The following is a 16,492-nucleotide window of genomic DNA, read 5'->3' as shown; positions in this document are numbered from 1 at the left end:
AGGGTGAATGCGGAGTGGATAAGGGCGACAACCGGTTGGCCTGGAAACCGAAAATAATCGGAATCGGGGATAATGGCAAGAAAAGTCTGTTACCGACATATCTGAACTGGATAGAGAGTAGCGAAGTGTTGATGGGCGGCGAGAGGCAGTTGGCTTTTTTTCCTGAGTATACGGGGATAAAAATCGTGCTCAAAGGCTCGCTTGCGAATTCGGCCAACCGCTTGATCGAAGAAGCGGGTTTAGGAAAAAGGTGCGTCGTGCTTGCATCCGGGGATCCTTTATTTTATGGAATCGGGGGATATCTGAGTTCGAAGCTAGATGTAGAAATCTATCCTACGACGAGCTCGATTCAAGCGGCTTTTGCCCGATTGGGCGAGAGCTGGCAAGATGCCGAAGTGGTCAGCCTCCACGGACGGAGCATGAAAGGACTCGCTCAACGAATCGACGGCAAATCGAAGGTGGCGCTTCTGACGGACGAGAACAATCATCCGGGGGCGATCGCCGCATACTTGCTTGATTTCGGAATGACGGAATACCGGATGTTCGTGGCCGAGAATTTGGATGGCGAGTCGGAACGATGCGGATGGTACGAGCTACAGGAAGCAGGGGGGCATACGTTTTCCCCGTTAAATGTAGTTATTCTCAGGCATGATGCAGACGCGTCGGCATCTATCCCTTCGTGGCCGCTTGGTATCGAAGACGAAGCTTTCTCGCAACGGAAACCGGATAAAGGATTGATCACGAAAAAGGAAATTCGCGTATTAAGCCTCGGCCAACTGGCGCTTAAACCGGATAGCATCGTCTGGGATATCGGAACCTGCACGGGCTCGGTCGCGATAGAAGCGGCGCGAATCGCTAAGCAAGGTCAAGTATACGCCATCGAGAAGAACGCCGCGGACCTTCAAAATTGCTTGGAGAACATGCGCCGTTTCCGTGCGGACATTACTGCGGTTCAAGGACTGGCGCCGGAGGGGTTGGAGTCGTTTCCCGATCCCGATTCGGTATTTCTAGGCGGCACGGGCGGCGAGATGAAGGAGTTACTAAGGATATGCGCGGAGAGGCTTCGGCCGGGCGGCAGAATCGTTCTTAACGCCGTTACGATCGAGAACTTATATGAAGCCAACAAAATTCTGGCGGCGGAAGGACTTGCCGTGAATATTTCGATGGTGCAGATTTCCCGGAGTAAGCCGATTCTGGACATGACCCGGTTCGAAGGCTTGAATCCGGTTTATATCATTACGGCCAAACATAAAGAGCCCGATGCGGCGAACGAGAAGGAGACATGCGCAAGTGAGTGAGCTAGGCATATTGTACGGTCTGGGCGTCGGACCCGGGGATCCGGAGCTCATTACCGTAAAGGCGTTCCGCATTCTCAGGGAGAGCCCCGTCATTGCGTATCCGCGCAAGAAAAAAGGCGCCAAGAGCTATGCTTTGACGATTACGGAGCTCTACGTGAACACGGAAGAGAAAGAAATGATCGGACTGACCTTCCCGATGACAAGAGATCGCGAAGCGTTGGAGATGCAGTGGAATAAGACGGTAGACACCGTATGGACGCATATTGAGCAAGGGAAGAACGTCGCATTCGTTACGGAAGGCGATCCGATGATCTACAGCACCTTCATTCATCTGATGAGATTGATGCAAGAACGCCATCCGGAAGTGGAAATCCGTTCGATTCCGGGAATATCGTCGGTGAACGCCTCGGCCTCCCGCCTCGGAATTCCGCTGGCGGACGGCGACGAGCAAATCGCGATCGTTCCCGCGATGGACGACTACGATGCGATGCGCCATGCGATCGAGTCGCATCATTGCGTCGTGCTGATTAAAGTGGCCAAAGTGATCGACCTGATGATTCGCGTGCTAGGCGATCTCGGTTTGCTAGACAAAGCATCGGTGTTGACGAAAGTTACGTCTTCCGAGGAAATGATCTGGCGCGATATTCGGGTACTTGAAGGACGCGAGTTAGAATACTTAACGTTGATGGTGGTGAGAAAATGAAAATCCATATTATCGGAGCGGGTCCAGGTGATCCGGATCTCATTACAGTTAAAGGCTTGCGGCTACTGCAAGAAGCGGACGTCGTATTGTATACGGACTCGCTCGTTAACGAAGAATTAATCGCCAAGGCGAAGCCGGGCGCGGAAATTTTGAAGAGCGCGGGAATGGCGCTCGACGAGATGGTCGCCATTATGGTCGACCGGGTGAAGCAAGGCAAAAGCGTTGCCAGGGTCCATACGGGAGATCCAGCCGTTTTCGGAGCTATTATGGAACAAATCGCACTCCTTAAGAAGGAGGGCATCGGATATGAAGTCGTACCGGGAGTCAGTTCCGTATTCGCGTCAGCCGCGGCGATCGGAGCGGAGCTTACGATTCCGGAGCTTACGCAGACGTTGATCCTGACGCGGGCGGAAGGCAGAACGCCGGTACCCGAGTTGGAGAAACTGCGGGATTTGGCTGCCCATCATTGCACGATCGCGCTTTTCTTAAGCGCTACGTTAACTAAGAAAGTCGTCAAGGAACTTACCGACGCGGGGTGGAGCGAAGAGACGCCCGTCGCGGTCATTCAGCGCGCGACGTGGCCGGATCAGAAGATCGTTCGAACGACGCTCGCTCATCTAGACCGGGACATGCAGCAGAACGGCATTCGATCGCATGCGATGATTTTAGCTGGGTGGGCTTTGGATCCCGAAATTCACAGCAACGAGGAGTATCGCTCCAAGCTGTACGATAAGGAGTTTACCCATCGGTTCCGCAGAGGGGTGAAGCCGTCTTGATCTCGCTGTTGGAAGGAGAAATCCCCGCTATCAAGCGGAACGGGGATTATGCGATCGTGGCGATCACGAAGCACGGCGTCGAGCACGCGCGTAAGCTGCATGCCTCGTTCGGCCACTCCGATCTCTACTATATGTCGAAGTTTGGGCGCGGAGATGAAGAAGAAAGAGGGATTCAGCTATTCGAGGGCAGCGTCAGGCTGCTATTTCCCGCCCTATTTCCGGCGTATAAGGGCCTTATTATCATCATTTCGCTCGGAGCCGTCATTCGCATGATCGCTCCTTTGCTTCAGGATAAGAAGAAAGATCCCGGAATCGTCGTCATAGACGACAAAGGGGAGCATGTCATTAGCGTGTTGTCCGGTCACTTGGGCGGAGCGAACGAATTGACCCGGGAAGTAGCCGCGGCGATCGGAGCGAGAGCGGTCATTACTACGGCATCGGACGTGCAAGGTACGATAGCGGTAGATTTGTTCGGCCGTCGTTTCGGCTGGGTGTGGGAATCCGACGAGAAGCTGACACCGGTAAGCGCATCGGTCGTGAACGAGGAGCAGGTGGCCGTCGTTCAGGAATCCGGAGAACCGGAATGGTGGCTATACGACACGCCGCTTCCCGCGAATATTCGGACGTATGGTTCCTTATCGGAGGGGTTGCTTGCGAAACCGCAGGCCGCGCTCGTCGTGACCCACCGGATCTTGTCGCCGGAAGAAGAAGCGATTCTGGCAAACGGCGTGTTATATCGTCCGAAGGTGATCGCGCTCGGCATCGGATGTAACCGCGGAACGCCAGCCGAAGAGATTGAGTCGGTCGTGAGACAATCCTTGGCGGAGCTCGGATTGTCCATCAAGAGCGTTCAAGCCGTCTGCACGATCGACTTGAAGAAGGACGAGGAAGGGCTGCTGGCGGTAGCCAACAAATTCGGTTGGGAGCTGGTCACGTATACGCCGGAGCAGTTAAACGAAGCGACGATCGAAGCGCCTTCCGAAACGGTATTCAAGTTTACCGGCGCTTACGGCGTGAGCGAACCCGCGGTCAAGCTCTATACGGGCTCAACGGATCTAGCGTTGCTCAAGAAGAAATCGGGTAACGTTACAATCTCAGTAGGAATCAGGCAACAAGGCTGGCGAGCAGCAGGAAGGAAGTTGCAGGGATGACGGTTCGCAAAATCGTAATCGCCGGAACGGGAAGCGGCGTCGGAAAAACAACGCTGACGATCGGGCTTATGGCGGCGTTGAAACGCGCGGGGCACCGAGTTCAAGGCTTCAAGTGCGGCCCCGACTATATCGATCCAACCTATCATACCGCGGTTACCGGAAGGGTTTCCCGTAATCTCGATAGTTATATGCTCACGCATGAGACGGTTAAAGAGGTCTACGCGAGAGCGAGCCGGGACGCGGATATATCCGTCATAGAAGGGGTAATGGGACTCTATGATGGCAAAAATGCGACGGACAACGTAGGAAGCTCCGCCGAGATCAGCCTGTTGCTGGAAGCTCCCGTGCTGCTCGTCATTAATTGCCAAAGCATGGCGCGAAGCGTGGCCGCGATAGTGAAAGGGTTCCAGTGCCTCGATCCTCGCGTCAGGATTGCAGGAGTTATCGCGAACAAGGTCGGAAGCGAAGGCCACTACCGGATCGTTCGCGATGCCGTTGAACAGGAGTGCGGCGTACCCGTCGTCGGTTACTTGAAGCGGGAAGACGAGATTGAAATTCCGGAGCGGCATCTTGGCCTGATTCCTTCGATCGAGCGAGGACAGCTTCAGCCTTTCTTCGATCGGCTAGGCGATTTGATCTCATCAACGATTGACATAAATAAAATATGGGAGCTTGCGGAGTCGGCGGGAGTGGAAGCACCTGAGACCGGATTGTTCCGGTCGCGAGGCGGCAAACCGATCCGACCGGTCCGAATCGCGGTAGCGAAAGATGCGGCATTTAATTTCTACTATCAAGAAAATATCGAGCTGCTGGAAGCTCATGGCGCGGACATCGTTTATTTCTCGCCGCTTGCCGGAGAACGGTTGCCGGGAAATGTTCATGGCTTGTATTTGGGAGGCGGATTCCCGGAGGAATTCGCCGAGACGCTGGCCGCGGGAGAAGCGGTCAAACAGTCGATCCGTCAAGCGGTCGAATCGGGCATTCCTACACTGGCGGAGTGCGGCGGATATATGTATTTGACCCAGGCGATCGAGGATACGAGCGGCCGACGGTATCCGATGCTCGGACTCGTTCCCGGCTTCGTGCGCATGCAGAAGAAGCTGGCGGCGCTCGGTTATAGGGAAGTAAGCGGAACGGAAGGCAATTTTCTACTAGGTACCTCAGACATGGCGAAAGGCCACGAGTTCCACTATTCTGCCTATGTTCCGGATTCCGAAGAGAATACAACTTATGCCTACGAAACTTCGGGTCGGCAAGGGAAAAAGCAGGACGGATATCGCAACGAAGAGGGTAACTTGATTGCAGGCTACGTTCATTTTCATTTCGCTTCCGAGCCTGCCATGGTCGGGCGATGGGTCGCACGTTGTCAAGCTTATCAAGGGGAAGGGGACTGAATAACGATGTCGGTGATTTCATTATTGCAGCAGCGAAGAGCGGTAAGGAACCTCAAGCCGGACAAGGTCGAGGAGGCGAAAATTCAAGCGCTTCTCGAAGCAGCCGTGCTGGCTCCCAACGACCGGCTGCGCGAGCCTTGGCATTTCTACGTCATTCAAGGCGATGCGAAGGAACGATACGAAGCGATGGCGCAACAATATTTGGAGCAGCGTTTCCCAACGAAGCCTAATCTGGTCGCGGAATCGCTGAAGGTCGTCACGTCAACGCCGTTAGTAATCGTCGTTACGTCCGATAGGATCGCGAATGACGAAGCCTCCAGCAAGGACAATGAATACGCGGTAGCCTGCGCCATTCATTCCATGTGGCTCGCCGCGGGCGAGCTTGGACTCGGTCTCGTATGGCGCACGAGAGGAGTCGGTCTCGTTCACGATGAGCGCATGCATCGGTTTATCGGGTCACCCGCCGACAGACGGGTTGTCGGAACGTTGTTCATAGGTTATCCTGCGGAAGAGACGCCGACGACGGCAAGAACCTCGTCCCGCGAGAAAACGACTTTTTTGTAAAGAACATCATACAAACATACCCTAAACAGAAACCCCCATTCTCACCGTCGCATAATACCGACGATGAGAATGGGGGTTTTGATATTAAAATTACGCGTTAACCGAAGCCAGAATATCCTCAATTGCAGCTAGCGTTTCTTCCGAAAGCTTAACGCCGGTTGCCTTAATGTTCTCTTCGACTTGCTCCGGCCGGCTAGCTCCGACCAAGGCGCTAGCAACGTTAGGCTGACGGAGAATCCACGCAAGTGCAAGCTGACCCGTCGTGAGATCAATCTCGCGGGCGATGTTCGCCAGCTTCTTGACAGCTTCGATTTTCTCTTCCGTGATACCGTTCTTCACCCACTCCAGCTTAGCCGCGCGGCTGTCGGATGGAATGGAAGCGACGGAATCGTATTTGCCCGTCAGCAGACCTTGGGCGAGCGGCGAGAATACGACCTGGGATATTCCTTTCGCTTCGCCGAGAGGAATAACTTCCTTCTCTATATATCGGTTAAACATGTTGTATACCGGCTGGCTAACGACGATCCGGTCGAGCAAATAACGGTCGGCCGTTCCTAGAGCTTCCTCCATTTGCGCAGCTGTCCATTCGCTAACGCCGACATAGAGAACTTTGCCTTGTCGAACGAAATCGTCGATCGTGCGCAACGTCTCATCGATCGGCGTCTCTTTGTCATAGCGGTGGCAATAGAAAATATCGACATAATCAAGCCCCAGTCGGCTGAGGCTCGCGTTAATCTGCTCTGTGACGTGCTTGCGGGACAGTCCGCGATCATTCGGACCTTCACCCATCGGCCAGAATGCTTTCGTAGCGAGGACATAGCTTTCTCGCGGGTAGTCGCGAAGAATGGTGCCCATGACCTTCTCAGCGGCGCCTTGCTCGTACACGTTAGCGGTATCGAAGAAGTTAACCCCGAGCTCGTAGGCTTTGCGAATCGCGGACGCCGCGCGCTCTTGCTCGACGTAACCTCCGTATGTAAGCCAACTGCCCAGACTGATTTCGCTAACTTTAAGGCCGCTCCGGCCTAGTCTACGGTAATTCATAGCAAAGTCATCCCTTCTGTCATTAAGTTGATTACAGATATCATTTTAGCATATTTGCATCCCGTATACGATACGATCGGTCCAATCACCTTAGGAGAAGCCTTCATATACTATTTGCGGAAGTCAGCGGGATCGATAAATGGTAGTTACGGAGGATTGGTCATGAACGATCGAACGAACATGGAACTCGCTTGGCAACCAATGCCCAAAATCGTTTTCTTCGTCAAACCCGATCAGGATGCCTTCATTAATCCGATCATCGCCCACCTCTCCCATTTATATGCGGTAAAAAAAGTAACCGTTAGGGAAGTGAGCCAGATCGAACGGGACATGCTGTGGGCGGACATCTGCTGGTTCGAATGGTGCGACGATCTTATCGTTCACGCTAGCAAGCTACCTATCGCATCCTTCAGGAAGGTCGTCTGCAGATTGCATAGCTACGAGGCTTTTGCCTATTATCCATATCACGTGAATTGGCGAGCCGTCGATAAAGTCGTGTTCGTAGGCCAACCTATTCAAGAGTATGTGTTAAAGCATGTGCCGGCTTTACGACTGGAGCAAACCGTCGTTATCCCGAATGGCGTGCCCATGGACCAATATCCGTTAGTCGAGCGCGACAAAGGCTTCAACATTGCTTATGTCGGCTATATCAACTATAAGAAGGGGCCTATGATATTGTTGCATGCCTTTAATGCAATTCATAAAATGGATGCCAGATATAAGTTATTTATTGCCGGTACCTATCAAGAGATTCGCTTCCAGTCGTATTTTAATCAAATGATTGCCGAATTAGGTTTAACGGATTGCATTCAATTCGACGGCTGGCAGAACGATGTTAATCCGTATTTGCGGGATAAACATTTTATTGTGTCATCAAGTCCGCTCGAAAGCCAGCATAAGTCCATCATGGAAGCGATGGCGACAGGCATTAAGCCGCTTGTTCATCATTTTTATGGAGCGAAAAAAGTGTACGAGGAAGCTTATTTATGGAATACGATGGATGATCTGCTCGAAATGGTAACGGAAGAGGGGTATCGGCCAAGCGAATATCGCTCGTTCATTGAACTTCGCTATTCCTTCTCGGCCCAAATTATCCAAATTGAAAAGCTCCTTAATCAACTTACGACAAGCGGCCCGTAACGTGATCCGTTTGTTGGGAGCGCTCAATACCTAATCGTAACTCTCGTTCTTATGGGCACGATCGCGGCAAGCTGCAGGACATCTTCATTGTACATACGAATACAGCCGTGACTGACTTCCCGGCCGATCGATGAGGGGTCATTCGTGCCGTGTATTCCGTAGTGAGGTCTAGACAAGCCCATCCAGAAAGCGCCGAAAGGCCCTCCCGGATTGGCTTGTTTGTTTACGATCATGTAATCGCCGGTTGGCGTTTTCGTTAATATTTTGCCAATGCCGACCGGGTATGACTTCACGACAACATCCCCGTCAAGCAAATACAGATTACGGTCCGACAGATCGACGATAATGCGATAGCTGGGCATGGACATTCCCCCTTAATCCTATGTTTATGTAGAGTGTGGTAGCTCGATACTGGAATAATGGACGCAAACAAGTCGTCGTTATCATCTTTCCATGGAAAGGGATGGGAATACCGTCTCTACATTATGTTATGATCATAACAACTAAGCATAAGGAGTAACCTCGATATGCGCTTACTTAAAGGATCGGCTTTGCTGCGATATTCATTGATATTCATTTGCTATGCTGTCATTATGGCGGCTTACGTATGGTACACATCGCCGAACCAAGTCCCCGAGGCTTACCGCGGAACGGCAGCAGACCCCACCACGTTCTATACACCTGACCAATTGTCAAAGAGCGAAACGCTCAATGCGGCCAGAAACTGGATTTTCTTCATGAGCGGACCTTGGGAATGGCTCATTTATTTTGCGATTTTGGCGAGCGGATTCGCGAAGAAATGGAGAGCTCTGTTGGATAGCTACCGCTTGCCAATCGTCGTCAAGTTTCCTGTGTACATCCTGGTCCTGAATGCGGTTGCTTACTTGCTCTATTTTCCGTTGCGGGTTGCGGGTTATAACTTATCGAAAGCCTATGGCATATCAACGCAGCCGGTCAGCGGTTGGCTAAGGGATAAGCTTGTAGGATTCGGCATTAGCTACTTGACGATGCTTGCGGTATCGGCATTCGCCTTCTGGATCATTTCACGCGGGGGCAAATGGTGGCTTAAGCTTTGGCTTATCTCAATCCCGTTCACGCTGTTCATGATGTACGTGCAGCCTGTCGTGATCGATCCGTTATACAACCGCTTCACGACTTTGTCCGATCCGGGGTTGGAACGGCAAATTCTCGAGCTGGCGGCCAAAGCGGATATTCCCGCCCATCGGGTATACGAAGTCGACATGTCCGCCAAGACGAATGCTATGAACGCATATGTTAACGGGATCGGTTCCTCCTTAAGAATCGTTCTTTGGGATACTACGCTCAAAAGCTTGAACGACAAAGAGATTCTCCTGATCATGGCGCATGAAATGGGCCACTATGTTAAGCATCACCTGGAATGGAGCGCAGTCGGCGCGGTAGGGTCATCGTTCGTTCTGTTATTCGTCGGAAGTTGGCTTTATAAAATCATTATTCGCAACCGAGGCGCGAAATGGGGAATTCGATCCGAGTCGGATATGACGGCCTTACCGCTAGTGTTGCTGCTCCTCTCCATTCTCTCCTTCGCATCTTTACCGTTATCAAATTACGTATCCAGGCAAGCCGAGGCTTCGGCGGATCGTTATGCGATGGAGCTAATCGGCAGCGCGGAAGGTTCGATCTCGATGAATCAGAAAATGTCCGTAGTCGTGTTGAGCGATATACATCCGCCTTTACTCGTGAAGTGGCTCCGAAGCGACCATCCGTCGGACATGGAAAGGATTATCGATGCAGAGAGATTCGATCGGGCAAGAGGGCAATAAACTTGAACTGTACTTCATGGCGGGGCTGGGGACGTCTCCCTTGTTCATGGAGAAGCTTCGGATGACCCTGCTGTCGGAGCTTGAGCGGATAGGATTATTTAGTGCGTTAAGATCTGAGGGGCAGCCCGTTCATACGGAGCTATTGTTCCCTTATGGGGATTGGACCAGGAGAGTTCTCCCGCAACTGTGGGAGATCCGGTCGGATCTTCGGCTCCGCCCAGCGCGCATCTCGAATTCCATCGGAGGGAATCGAGCCTTACAAGCCATCCGCAAGTCGCTCGATTCAGGCGAAAAGGGAAGGAAAAGCACGACGATTCTGATCGGCCACAGCGGAGGGGGAGTCGCGGCCGTCCATACCGGTCAATTATTGCTGGAGCAGGGATTTTGTTCGTCTTGTTTGGTCGTGATGATCGGTTCTCCGCGATGTCGGATTCCGGAAAGGCTCAAGCCGTTCACGCTTTCGATTCATGCGGCGGGAAGAGATATAGGGACGGCTGTAACTCGGAGATCCTCGGATTTCGTTTCGCGGATCGGAACGTACGGAGGATGGACAATCGGCGGCACGGCGGTTCAGGTAACGGAAGCTAGAGCATCGGGTGGACAGAGGAAACGATTACCTTACTGGCAAAAGAACAAACACGCTCCCTCTGAAATCGTTGCCGTACGAATCATAGGTAAACATGCGGATTACTTTCGCGATAGCGCGCCTTATGTGAACGAAAACGGAATATCGAATCTGGAAGTTACGTTGGGAGCGATCCTCTCTTGGCTCTCCGCGGTTGTAAAATAATCTAATGCACAGACGAAGTTGACGTCGCCGTTCATCGGCTTATATACTCAATACATAATAGAGATGGGTGGAGATACAACGTGACGGAACATTACGCCAAACAAGGAATCTATGAGAACGAGCCTGCTATTCTATTAAAATTCGGTAACTACTCGGCGATTATGTTGCCGCGTATCGGCGGTAATCTGATTTCGTTCCGCGACGACGAACGCGATTTCCGTTTCATCAGAGAGCCCGAAGGAAAGGACTGGCCTCTGTTCGTTGAGACGCCGATGCTGCATGGAATACCGGTGCTATTCCCGCCGAACCGTTATGATGGCGGGGCATTCGAATTCGACGGCAGACGCTATCAGCTGCCCGTGAACGAAGAGAAGACGGGGAACCATATCCATGGCTTCGTATATAAGTCGGAATGGGAAGTCGCCAGTTACGGCAGTACGGAGCAAGACAGCTCCGTGACGGTTAGGCTTCGATTTGACGAGAAACATCCCGGGTATACTTATTTTCCGCATCGGGTCACGTTGTCCCAGACGTTCACTTTATCCAAAGACGGTCTCAGACAGCAGTTCGATGCCGTGAACGAGAGCGACGAAGCGATTCCTTTCATGCTTGGATTCCATACGAGCGTGAACGCTCCATTCGCTCCGGGAAGCAGCAAAGAAGATATTCAATGCAGCATTTCCATAGGCGAGCGCTGGGAACTGAACGACCGAATGCTGCCGACTGGACGCAAACTTCCATTAAGCGATGGGGAATTGTTGCTGCAGAAAGGCGAAGGCGATCCGTACTTCGAGGCGCTCGACAACCATTATACGGCAGCTAGCTCGGAATTTAATGCGATGACTTTGTTGGATCGACGCGCCAATGTTCGGTTTGTTTATGAAGCAGGGGATGCTTATAAACATTGGATGGTATATAATGCAGTCGCTAACGGCAAGTTTTTCTGTCCGGAACCGCAAACCGGAATGGTTAACGCGCCTAACGTTGAACTTGATGCGGCTCAAACCGGCTTGATTCGTCTGGAGCCGGGTCAAACTTGGAGCGCGGTCAGCCGCATGTACGCGGAGTAAGGGGATATTCCGGAATTCGGACAACATATCGTCCGGGCTCCTATAGTAACTAATTGGATGAAGAGGCTGTCTCATAAGTCATTTATGAGCAGCCTTTTTTTGCGTTGAGAAGCAATAGGCTCTAATTGTGCAATGAAATGACCATTAATTTGTGAGGTACTTTTTGACGCTTGCGCTTGTTAAAATATCCCTGATGGAAAACGCTTTCAGATTTTACGATCCGGCTCTCGATAAGACATCGCTATTATTGTTTCCATTATTAGGACAATGAGGAGGATTATCGTTCATGAAGAAGACGCTTAGTCTAGTTACGATCGCCGCTCTAGCGGTAGCATTAATGGGCGGAACGGCTGTTGCGGCTGCCGCAGCTCCGTCATCCAAGATCAAGCAAGAAGCTTACGCATGGGATAGAGCCAAAATCGTCGGAGGCGGATTCATCCCTGGAATCATCTACAATCCGTCCGAGAAAGGTCTCGTATACGCCCGAACCGATATGGGAGGAGCGTATCGTTACGATCCTGCGAATGGTAAATGGATTCAATTGTTAGAATCCGTAAGCATGCAGGAATGGAACATGCTAGGCGTTGAAAGCTTAGCGACGGATCCCGTCGATCCTAATCGCTTATACATTGCAGCGGGGACATACACGAACGAATGGACGGATATGAACGGCGTCATGCTGCGTTCCTCCGATAGAGGCCAAACCTGGCAAAGAACAGGGCTGCCTTTCAAGTTCGGAGGGAATATGCCAGGGCGGTCGATGGGCGAACGGCTAGCAATCGATCCGAACGATAACAGTATCCTATATTTTGGAGCTAGAGGCGACAACGGACTGTGGAAAAGCGCGGATTACGGAGTCACTTGGAACAAGGTGGAGAGCTTTACGGCAAAAGGCGAAGTATCCGAGGACTACTTCAAAGACCCGCTCGGCGTCGTCTGGGTAACTTTCGATCCGACAACGGGAAGCAAGGGCAAGACGACGCAAACGATTTATGCGGGTGTCGCGAATAGAGACAATAGCATCTATCGCAGCACGGATGGCGGAAAGACATGGGAATCTGTACCGAATCAACCGAAGCAAGGGTTTCTTCCGCATCACGGTGTACTATCCTCGAACGGCGTCATGTATGTCACATACGCGCATGATGTCGGTCCCTATAACGGAGGCGAAGGCTCCGTATGGAAGCTCGATACGAAGTCGGGAGCTTGGACCGATATCAGCCCAACCGGAGACAAGTCGAATCCATACGGCGGTCTGGCGGTCGACGCCCAACACCCGGATACCTTAGTCGTAGCCACAATGAACAAGTGGTACCCGGATGAATTTATTTATCGCAGCACGGATGCGGGTAAAACTTGGAAACCGTTCACGACTCTAGATTACAGCGTAGGCTGGCCTCCGGCAAGAACGGACAATTTTACGATCGACTACAAATTGTCCCCATGGTTGGATTGGGGCGTTCAGAAAAATCCGAAAGAAACGCCCGAGATTTCTCCGAAGCTCGGCTGGATGATCGGCGATTTGGAGATCGATCCGTTCAATTCCGATAGCATGCTTTATGGAACGGGAGCAACGCTTTACGGTTCCGATAATCTATCCGCGCTCGACAAAGGCGAGAAAGTGAAAATTTCCGTCAAAGCGGAAGGAATTGAGGAAACCTCAATACTTGGACTCATCAGTCCCTCTTCGGGAGCTTCCCTTCTGAGCTCGATGGGCGACATCGGAGGATTCCGTCACGACGATCTGACCCAAGCGCCTAATATGATTACGGGACCTTACCTCGGCACGAGCACGGATTTGGATTACGCGGAAGCGAACCCGAATATCGTCGTACGCGTCGGCAACGAGAACGGCATCAATGCGAGCATGGGCGTATCGACCGACAACGGGAAAACCTGGAAGCCTGCCGCGAATGCTTGGACGCCTTTGCCGCTTACCGGCGAGAAGAAGGATCAAGCAGATCCAGCGGATCAAACCGGCGGCGGCTGGGTAGCCGTAAGCGCGAACGGCAAAACGATCGTATGGAGCCCATCGGCATCCTCTGCGACAATCGCTAGGCCGGTTAGCTATAGCAAGGATATGGGAGCCACTTGGAAAGCTTCCGAAGGCATCCCGCAGGGAGCTATGGTTTCTTCCGATCGCGTTAATCCGAACAAAATATACGGTTACGCAGACGGCAAGTTCTATATGAGTTCGGATTTCGGTAAATCCTTCAAGGCTTCCAATGCTAAGGGATTACCAAAAACGTTAACAAGCAAGTTCAAAGCTACTCCGGGCAAAGAGGGAGATATCTGGATCGCCGGAGCAAGCGACAATACGAACAAGACCGGCAACTTCGGATTGTTCCACTCCATCAACTCCGGTAAATCGTTTACGAAAGCAAAGGACGTCCAGGAAGCGGCAACGATCGGATTCGGAAAAGCAGCTAAAGGAAGCAAATACATGGCGCTGTACACCTATGCAAAAATCAGCGGCCAATTCGGCATTTACCGTTCGGATAACGGCGGTGAATCGTGGATTCGCATCAATGACGATCAACACCAATTCGGTTCGGCTAATCGGACGATTACAGGGGATCCGAGAGTATTCGGCCGCGTCTATGTCGGAACGAATGGTCTAGGTATTGTCATAGGCAACTCGGTTAATCAGAAGTAAAACAGAGAGTATAGCGCAGTGGCAAACAGGCTGTCCCTTAGATCAATCAAGGGGCAGCCTGTTTGCTTATTAACGTGTTTCTAGCTTATGGGAGGAGAAGCTTCCGAGAGTATGTTGTAAAGCCAGGGACAGACCCTCGAGTTCCTTGGCGATTCCGACGACTTCTTGGCTGGATTGCAGCTGTCCCGAACTGAGCGCGGCAACCTGTTCGGACGTTGCCGATGCTTGCTGGGAAAAGCTGCTCACGTTGGCGATCGTCCTATTGAGATGCTGCTGCTTCGTCTCGAGTTCATTCACATGTTGCTTGATTCGATCGACATAAAGCGAGAAGCTTTCGGCTTTACCGTAGACGCGTATAAAAATATCATTGGCGGTTTTAACGGATTGGATTTGGCTTTGCAACAGCGGTAGAGCGAGTTTCAGCGCTTTGACCGTCTGCGAGATTTCATCTTGTATCGTCTCCGTCATCCGATTAACCGTTTCCAACGAATCATGGGTTTGATCGGATAACTGTCCCATTTCCTTAGCGATTACCTTAAATCCGCCGCTTTGCTGCGCTGATCGGGTAGCTTCGATTCCCGCGTTCAGAGACAGGATCTTGGAATCTTTCGTGATTTTATTCATTAAGCCGAATACCTTCTGCATCTCGTCCGTGCTTTCTTCCAGCTGCGTTACCCGTTTGACGAGCAGATCGATGGAAGATTCCGATTCCAATGTCGCTTGAGCGGCATCCTGCATGAACTGTTTGCCTTCCAGTGAAGCGGTTTTCACTTCCAGGGAGGAGACGTTAATCTCGTCCGTCGTGCTAACGACGTTCGATAGATCGGCGTTCATCGAGTCCACGATCTGGAACACTTGATCCGCCTCCGCGGCTAACTGAGTGGAGCCTTGGGCGATCTCGCCCGTAGCGAGCGAGATTTCTCCGGACGAAACCGCCGTAGTCTGCGAAACGTGCAGCAAACTGGAGGAGGTGTCCAATACTTTGCGAGCGGACGATTGGGTTTGCTCGATTAATCGTTTCATATGCAGCATCATCGTATCAAAGCTAGTGGCGACTTCCCCGATCTCGTCGTTCCTCTTGATCTCCACTCGGACATCTAAATTCCCTTTCGCGGCTTCATTCAGTAGATTGCGTATTTTCAAGAGAGGCTTGCCTATGTACAGGAGAATAAGGTATCCGATCGCGATAGCGACGCCCCCGGCTATTGCGCACATTAAGTAAGTCAGGTTACGGATGACTTTCGTATCCGCGACCAACTCGCTTAGCGGGGCGATTCCGGTCAGCGTCCACGCGGTTTTCTTAAGCGGCGCGGATACGATCAAATTGCGTTTGGACTCGTTCGATTCCGCGAACGTTTGTCCGGCATCCTCGGGAACGGAGGAGAGGAGGATCTTTCCTTTGTCGTCGGTGAGAATCATTTTGGACGTTTCGCTGAAGTGGATCGACTCCAAAGTTTGCGAGAGCATCGTCGCATCGATCTCGAATACGATCAGAAATTTGTTAATCATTCTGGACAAACCGAACAGATTGCCTTTCGCCATGCCCGTATAGCCGTTCTCGATCATTGGCAGCCATAGCGCCGTTCCTTTCATGCCCGTCACTTTCGTATACCATTCGGCTTTCCGGTCTATCGTTATCAATCCCGTGGATACGGACGAAATCGTTTGATTCTCGTTTGCGGTATTGAATAACGAAATCGATTTAATGAACGTATTCGTTCTGGCGATCTGATTAAGGGTATCCTGAATGGCCATCTTCGCGTTCATCAATTCCGCCGGGTCTGCCGCCGGATCGAAAATGACGTCGAGATGCTGCTGAAGGTCGCGGCTGGTGGAAAATTGAAGCGACATATCCTCGAATTGCTTCAACATGAGGCCAATCTTCTCCGTCGCTTCCTTGACCGTAAGTTGGGAGACCGACTCTATTTTTCCTTCGATAATAGACTGAGATTTGTTATAAGAAATCATTCCAACAAGGAGAACGGAAATAAACGTCGAAACAAAAAACAGAATGAATAATTTCGCGCCTACCGAACGAAACATACGCATGATGACTCCTCCATATATGGAAATGGTTTTTACCTCTCTTTCATTTTATAGGCTAACG

The 16,492-nt window shown here is 51.6% G+C and carries 14 protein-coding genes; 11 read left to right on the top strand and 3 right to left on the bottom strand.

What is annotated here, in order from left to right:
* Positions 1–14: 14 nt before the first annotated feature.
* From cbiE to L3D05_RS17645, 6 genes are read left to right on the top strand one after another with little or no spacing between them, the layout of a single operon-like run.
* Positions 15–1,298, top strand: a complete 1,284-nt coding sequence (gene cbiE, locus L3D05_RS17670; protein WP_239617623.1) for a precorrin-6y C5,15-methyltransferase (decarboxylating) subunit CbiE — start codon at positions 15–17, stop codon at positions 1,296–1,298.
* Positions 1,291–2,001, top strand: a complete 711-nt coding sequence (cobI, locus tag L3D05_RS17665; protein WP_239617622.1) for a precorrin-2 C(20)-methyltransferase — start codon at positions 1,291–1,293, stop codon at positions 1,999–2,001. Before cbiE ends, cobI begins: the two co-directional genes overlap by 8 nt.
* Entirely contained in the window at positions 1,998–2,777 is a 780-nt protein-coding gene (gene cobM / locus L3D05_RS17660) for a precorrin-4 C(11)-methyltransferase (protein ID WP_239617621.1), read from the top strand. Before cobI ends, cobM begins: the two co-directional genes overlap by 4 nt.
* The gene (locus L3D05_RS17655) at positions 2,774–3,928 is read left to right on the top strand and encodes a cobalt-precorrin 5A hydrolase (RefSeq protein ID WP_239617620.1); all 1,155 of its coding nucleotides are present in this window, start codon (positions 2,774–2,776) and stop codon (positions 3,926–3,928) included. The genes cobM and L3D05_RS17655 overlap by 4 nt, the downstream gene beginning before the upstream one ends.
* The gene (locus L3D05_RS17650; protein ID WP_239617619.1) at positions 3,925–5,322 is read left to right on the top strand and encodes a cobyrinic acid a,c-diamide synthase CobB; all 1,398 of its coding nucleotides are present in this window, start codon (positions 3,925–3,927) and stop codon (positions 5,320–5,322) included. Before L3D05_RS17655 ends, L3D05_RS17650 begins: the two co-directional genes overlap by 4 nt.
* Positions 5,323–5,328: 6 nt before the next feature.
* Complete coding sequence (locus L3D05_RS17645) at positions 5,329–5,886, top strand: nitroreductase family protein (RefSeq protein WP_239617618.1); 558 nt, start codon at positions 5,329–5,331, stop codon at positions 5,884–5,886.
* A 90-nt stretch (positions 5,887–5,976) separates the two neighbouring features.
* On the opposite strand, the gene L3D05_RS17640 is transcribed toward L3D05_RS17645, so the two are convergent.
* The gene (locus L3D05_RS17640; RefSeq protein WP_239617617.1) at positions 5,977–6,927 is read right to left on the bottom strand and encodes an aldo/keto reductase family protein; all 951 of its coding nucleotides are present in this window, start codon (positions 6,925–6,927) and stop codon (positions 5,977–5,979) included.
* A 162-nt stretch (positions 6,928–7,089) separates the two neighbouring features.
* On the opposite strand from L3D05_RS17640, the gene L3D05_RS17635 reads away from it, so the two are divergent.
* Positions 7,090–8,067, top strand: coding sequence for a glycosyltransferase family 4 protein (locus L3D05_RS17635; protein WP_239617616.1), 978 nt, complete (start codon positions 7,090–7,092; stop codon positions 8,065–8,067).
* Positions 8,068–8,090: 23 nt separating this feature from the next.
* Here L3D05_RS17635 and L3D05_RS17630 read toward each other — a convergent pair whose 3' ends face one another.
* On the bottom strand, positions 8,091–8,429 hold the full coding sequence (locus tag L3D05_RS17630; protein ID WP_239617615.1) for a L,D-transpeptidase: 339 nt from the start codon (positions 8,427–8,429) through the stop codon (positions 8,091–8,093).
* Between the two features lie 165 nt (positions 8,430–8,594).
* Here L3D05_RS17630 and L3D05_RS17625 point away from each other — a divergent pair, with 165 nt between their 5' ends.
* The 4 genes from L3D05_RS17625 to L3D05_RS17610 all read left to right on the top strand — a co-directional run bounded on the left by L3D05_RS17625 (position 8,595) and on the right by L3D05_RS17610 (position 14,385).
* Positions 8,595–9,869 carry a M48 family metallopeptidase gene (locus tag L3D05_RS17625; RefSeq protein WP_239617614.1) on the top strand — a complete coding sequence of 425 codons (1,275 nt, stop codon included), beginning with the start codon at positions 8,595–8,597 and terminating at the stop codon, positions 9,867–9,869.
* Entirely contained in the window at positions 9,835–10,659 is an 825-nt protein-coding gene (locus L3D05_RS17620; protein WP_239617613.1) for a hypothetical protein, read from the top strand. Before L3D05_RS17625 ends, L3D05_RS17620 begins: the two co-directional genes overlap by 35 nt.
* 80 nt (positions 10,660–10,739) lie before the next feature.
* Entirely contained in the window at positions 10,740–11,729 is a 990-nt protein-coding gene (locus tag L3D05_RS17615) for an aldose 1-epimerase (RefSeq protein ID WP_239617612.1), read from the top strand.
* Positions 11,730–12,015: 286 nt separating this feature from the next.
* Positions 12,016–14,385: a sialidase family protein gene (locus L3D05_RS17610; protein WP_239617611.1), complete on the top strand. Its 2,370-nt coding sequence runs from the start codon at positions 12,016–12,018 to the stop codon at positions 14,383–14,385.
* A gap of 69 nt (positions 14,386–14,454) precedes the next feature.
* Here the strand turns inward: L3D05_RS17610 and L3D05_RS17605 are convergent, their stop codons facing one another.
* On the bottom strand, positions 14,455–16,434 hold the full coding sequence (locus tag L3D05_RS17605) for a methyl-accepting chemotaxis protein (RefSeq protein WP_239617610.1): 1,980 nt from the start codon (positions 16,432–16,434) through the stop codon (positions 14,455–14,457).
* Positions 16,435–16,492: the final 58 nt, after the last annotated feature.

This window comes from Cohnella mopanensis (assembly GCF_022352055.1).
In the GTDB taxonomy this organism is placed as follows: Bacteria; Bacillota; Bacilli; order Paenibacillales; family Paenibacillaceae; genus Cohnella; species Cohnella mopanensis.
Note: the sequence above shows the minus strand (reverse complement) of the source record. Positions and strands in the feature narration are given on the sequence as shown.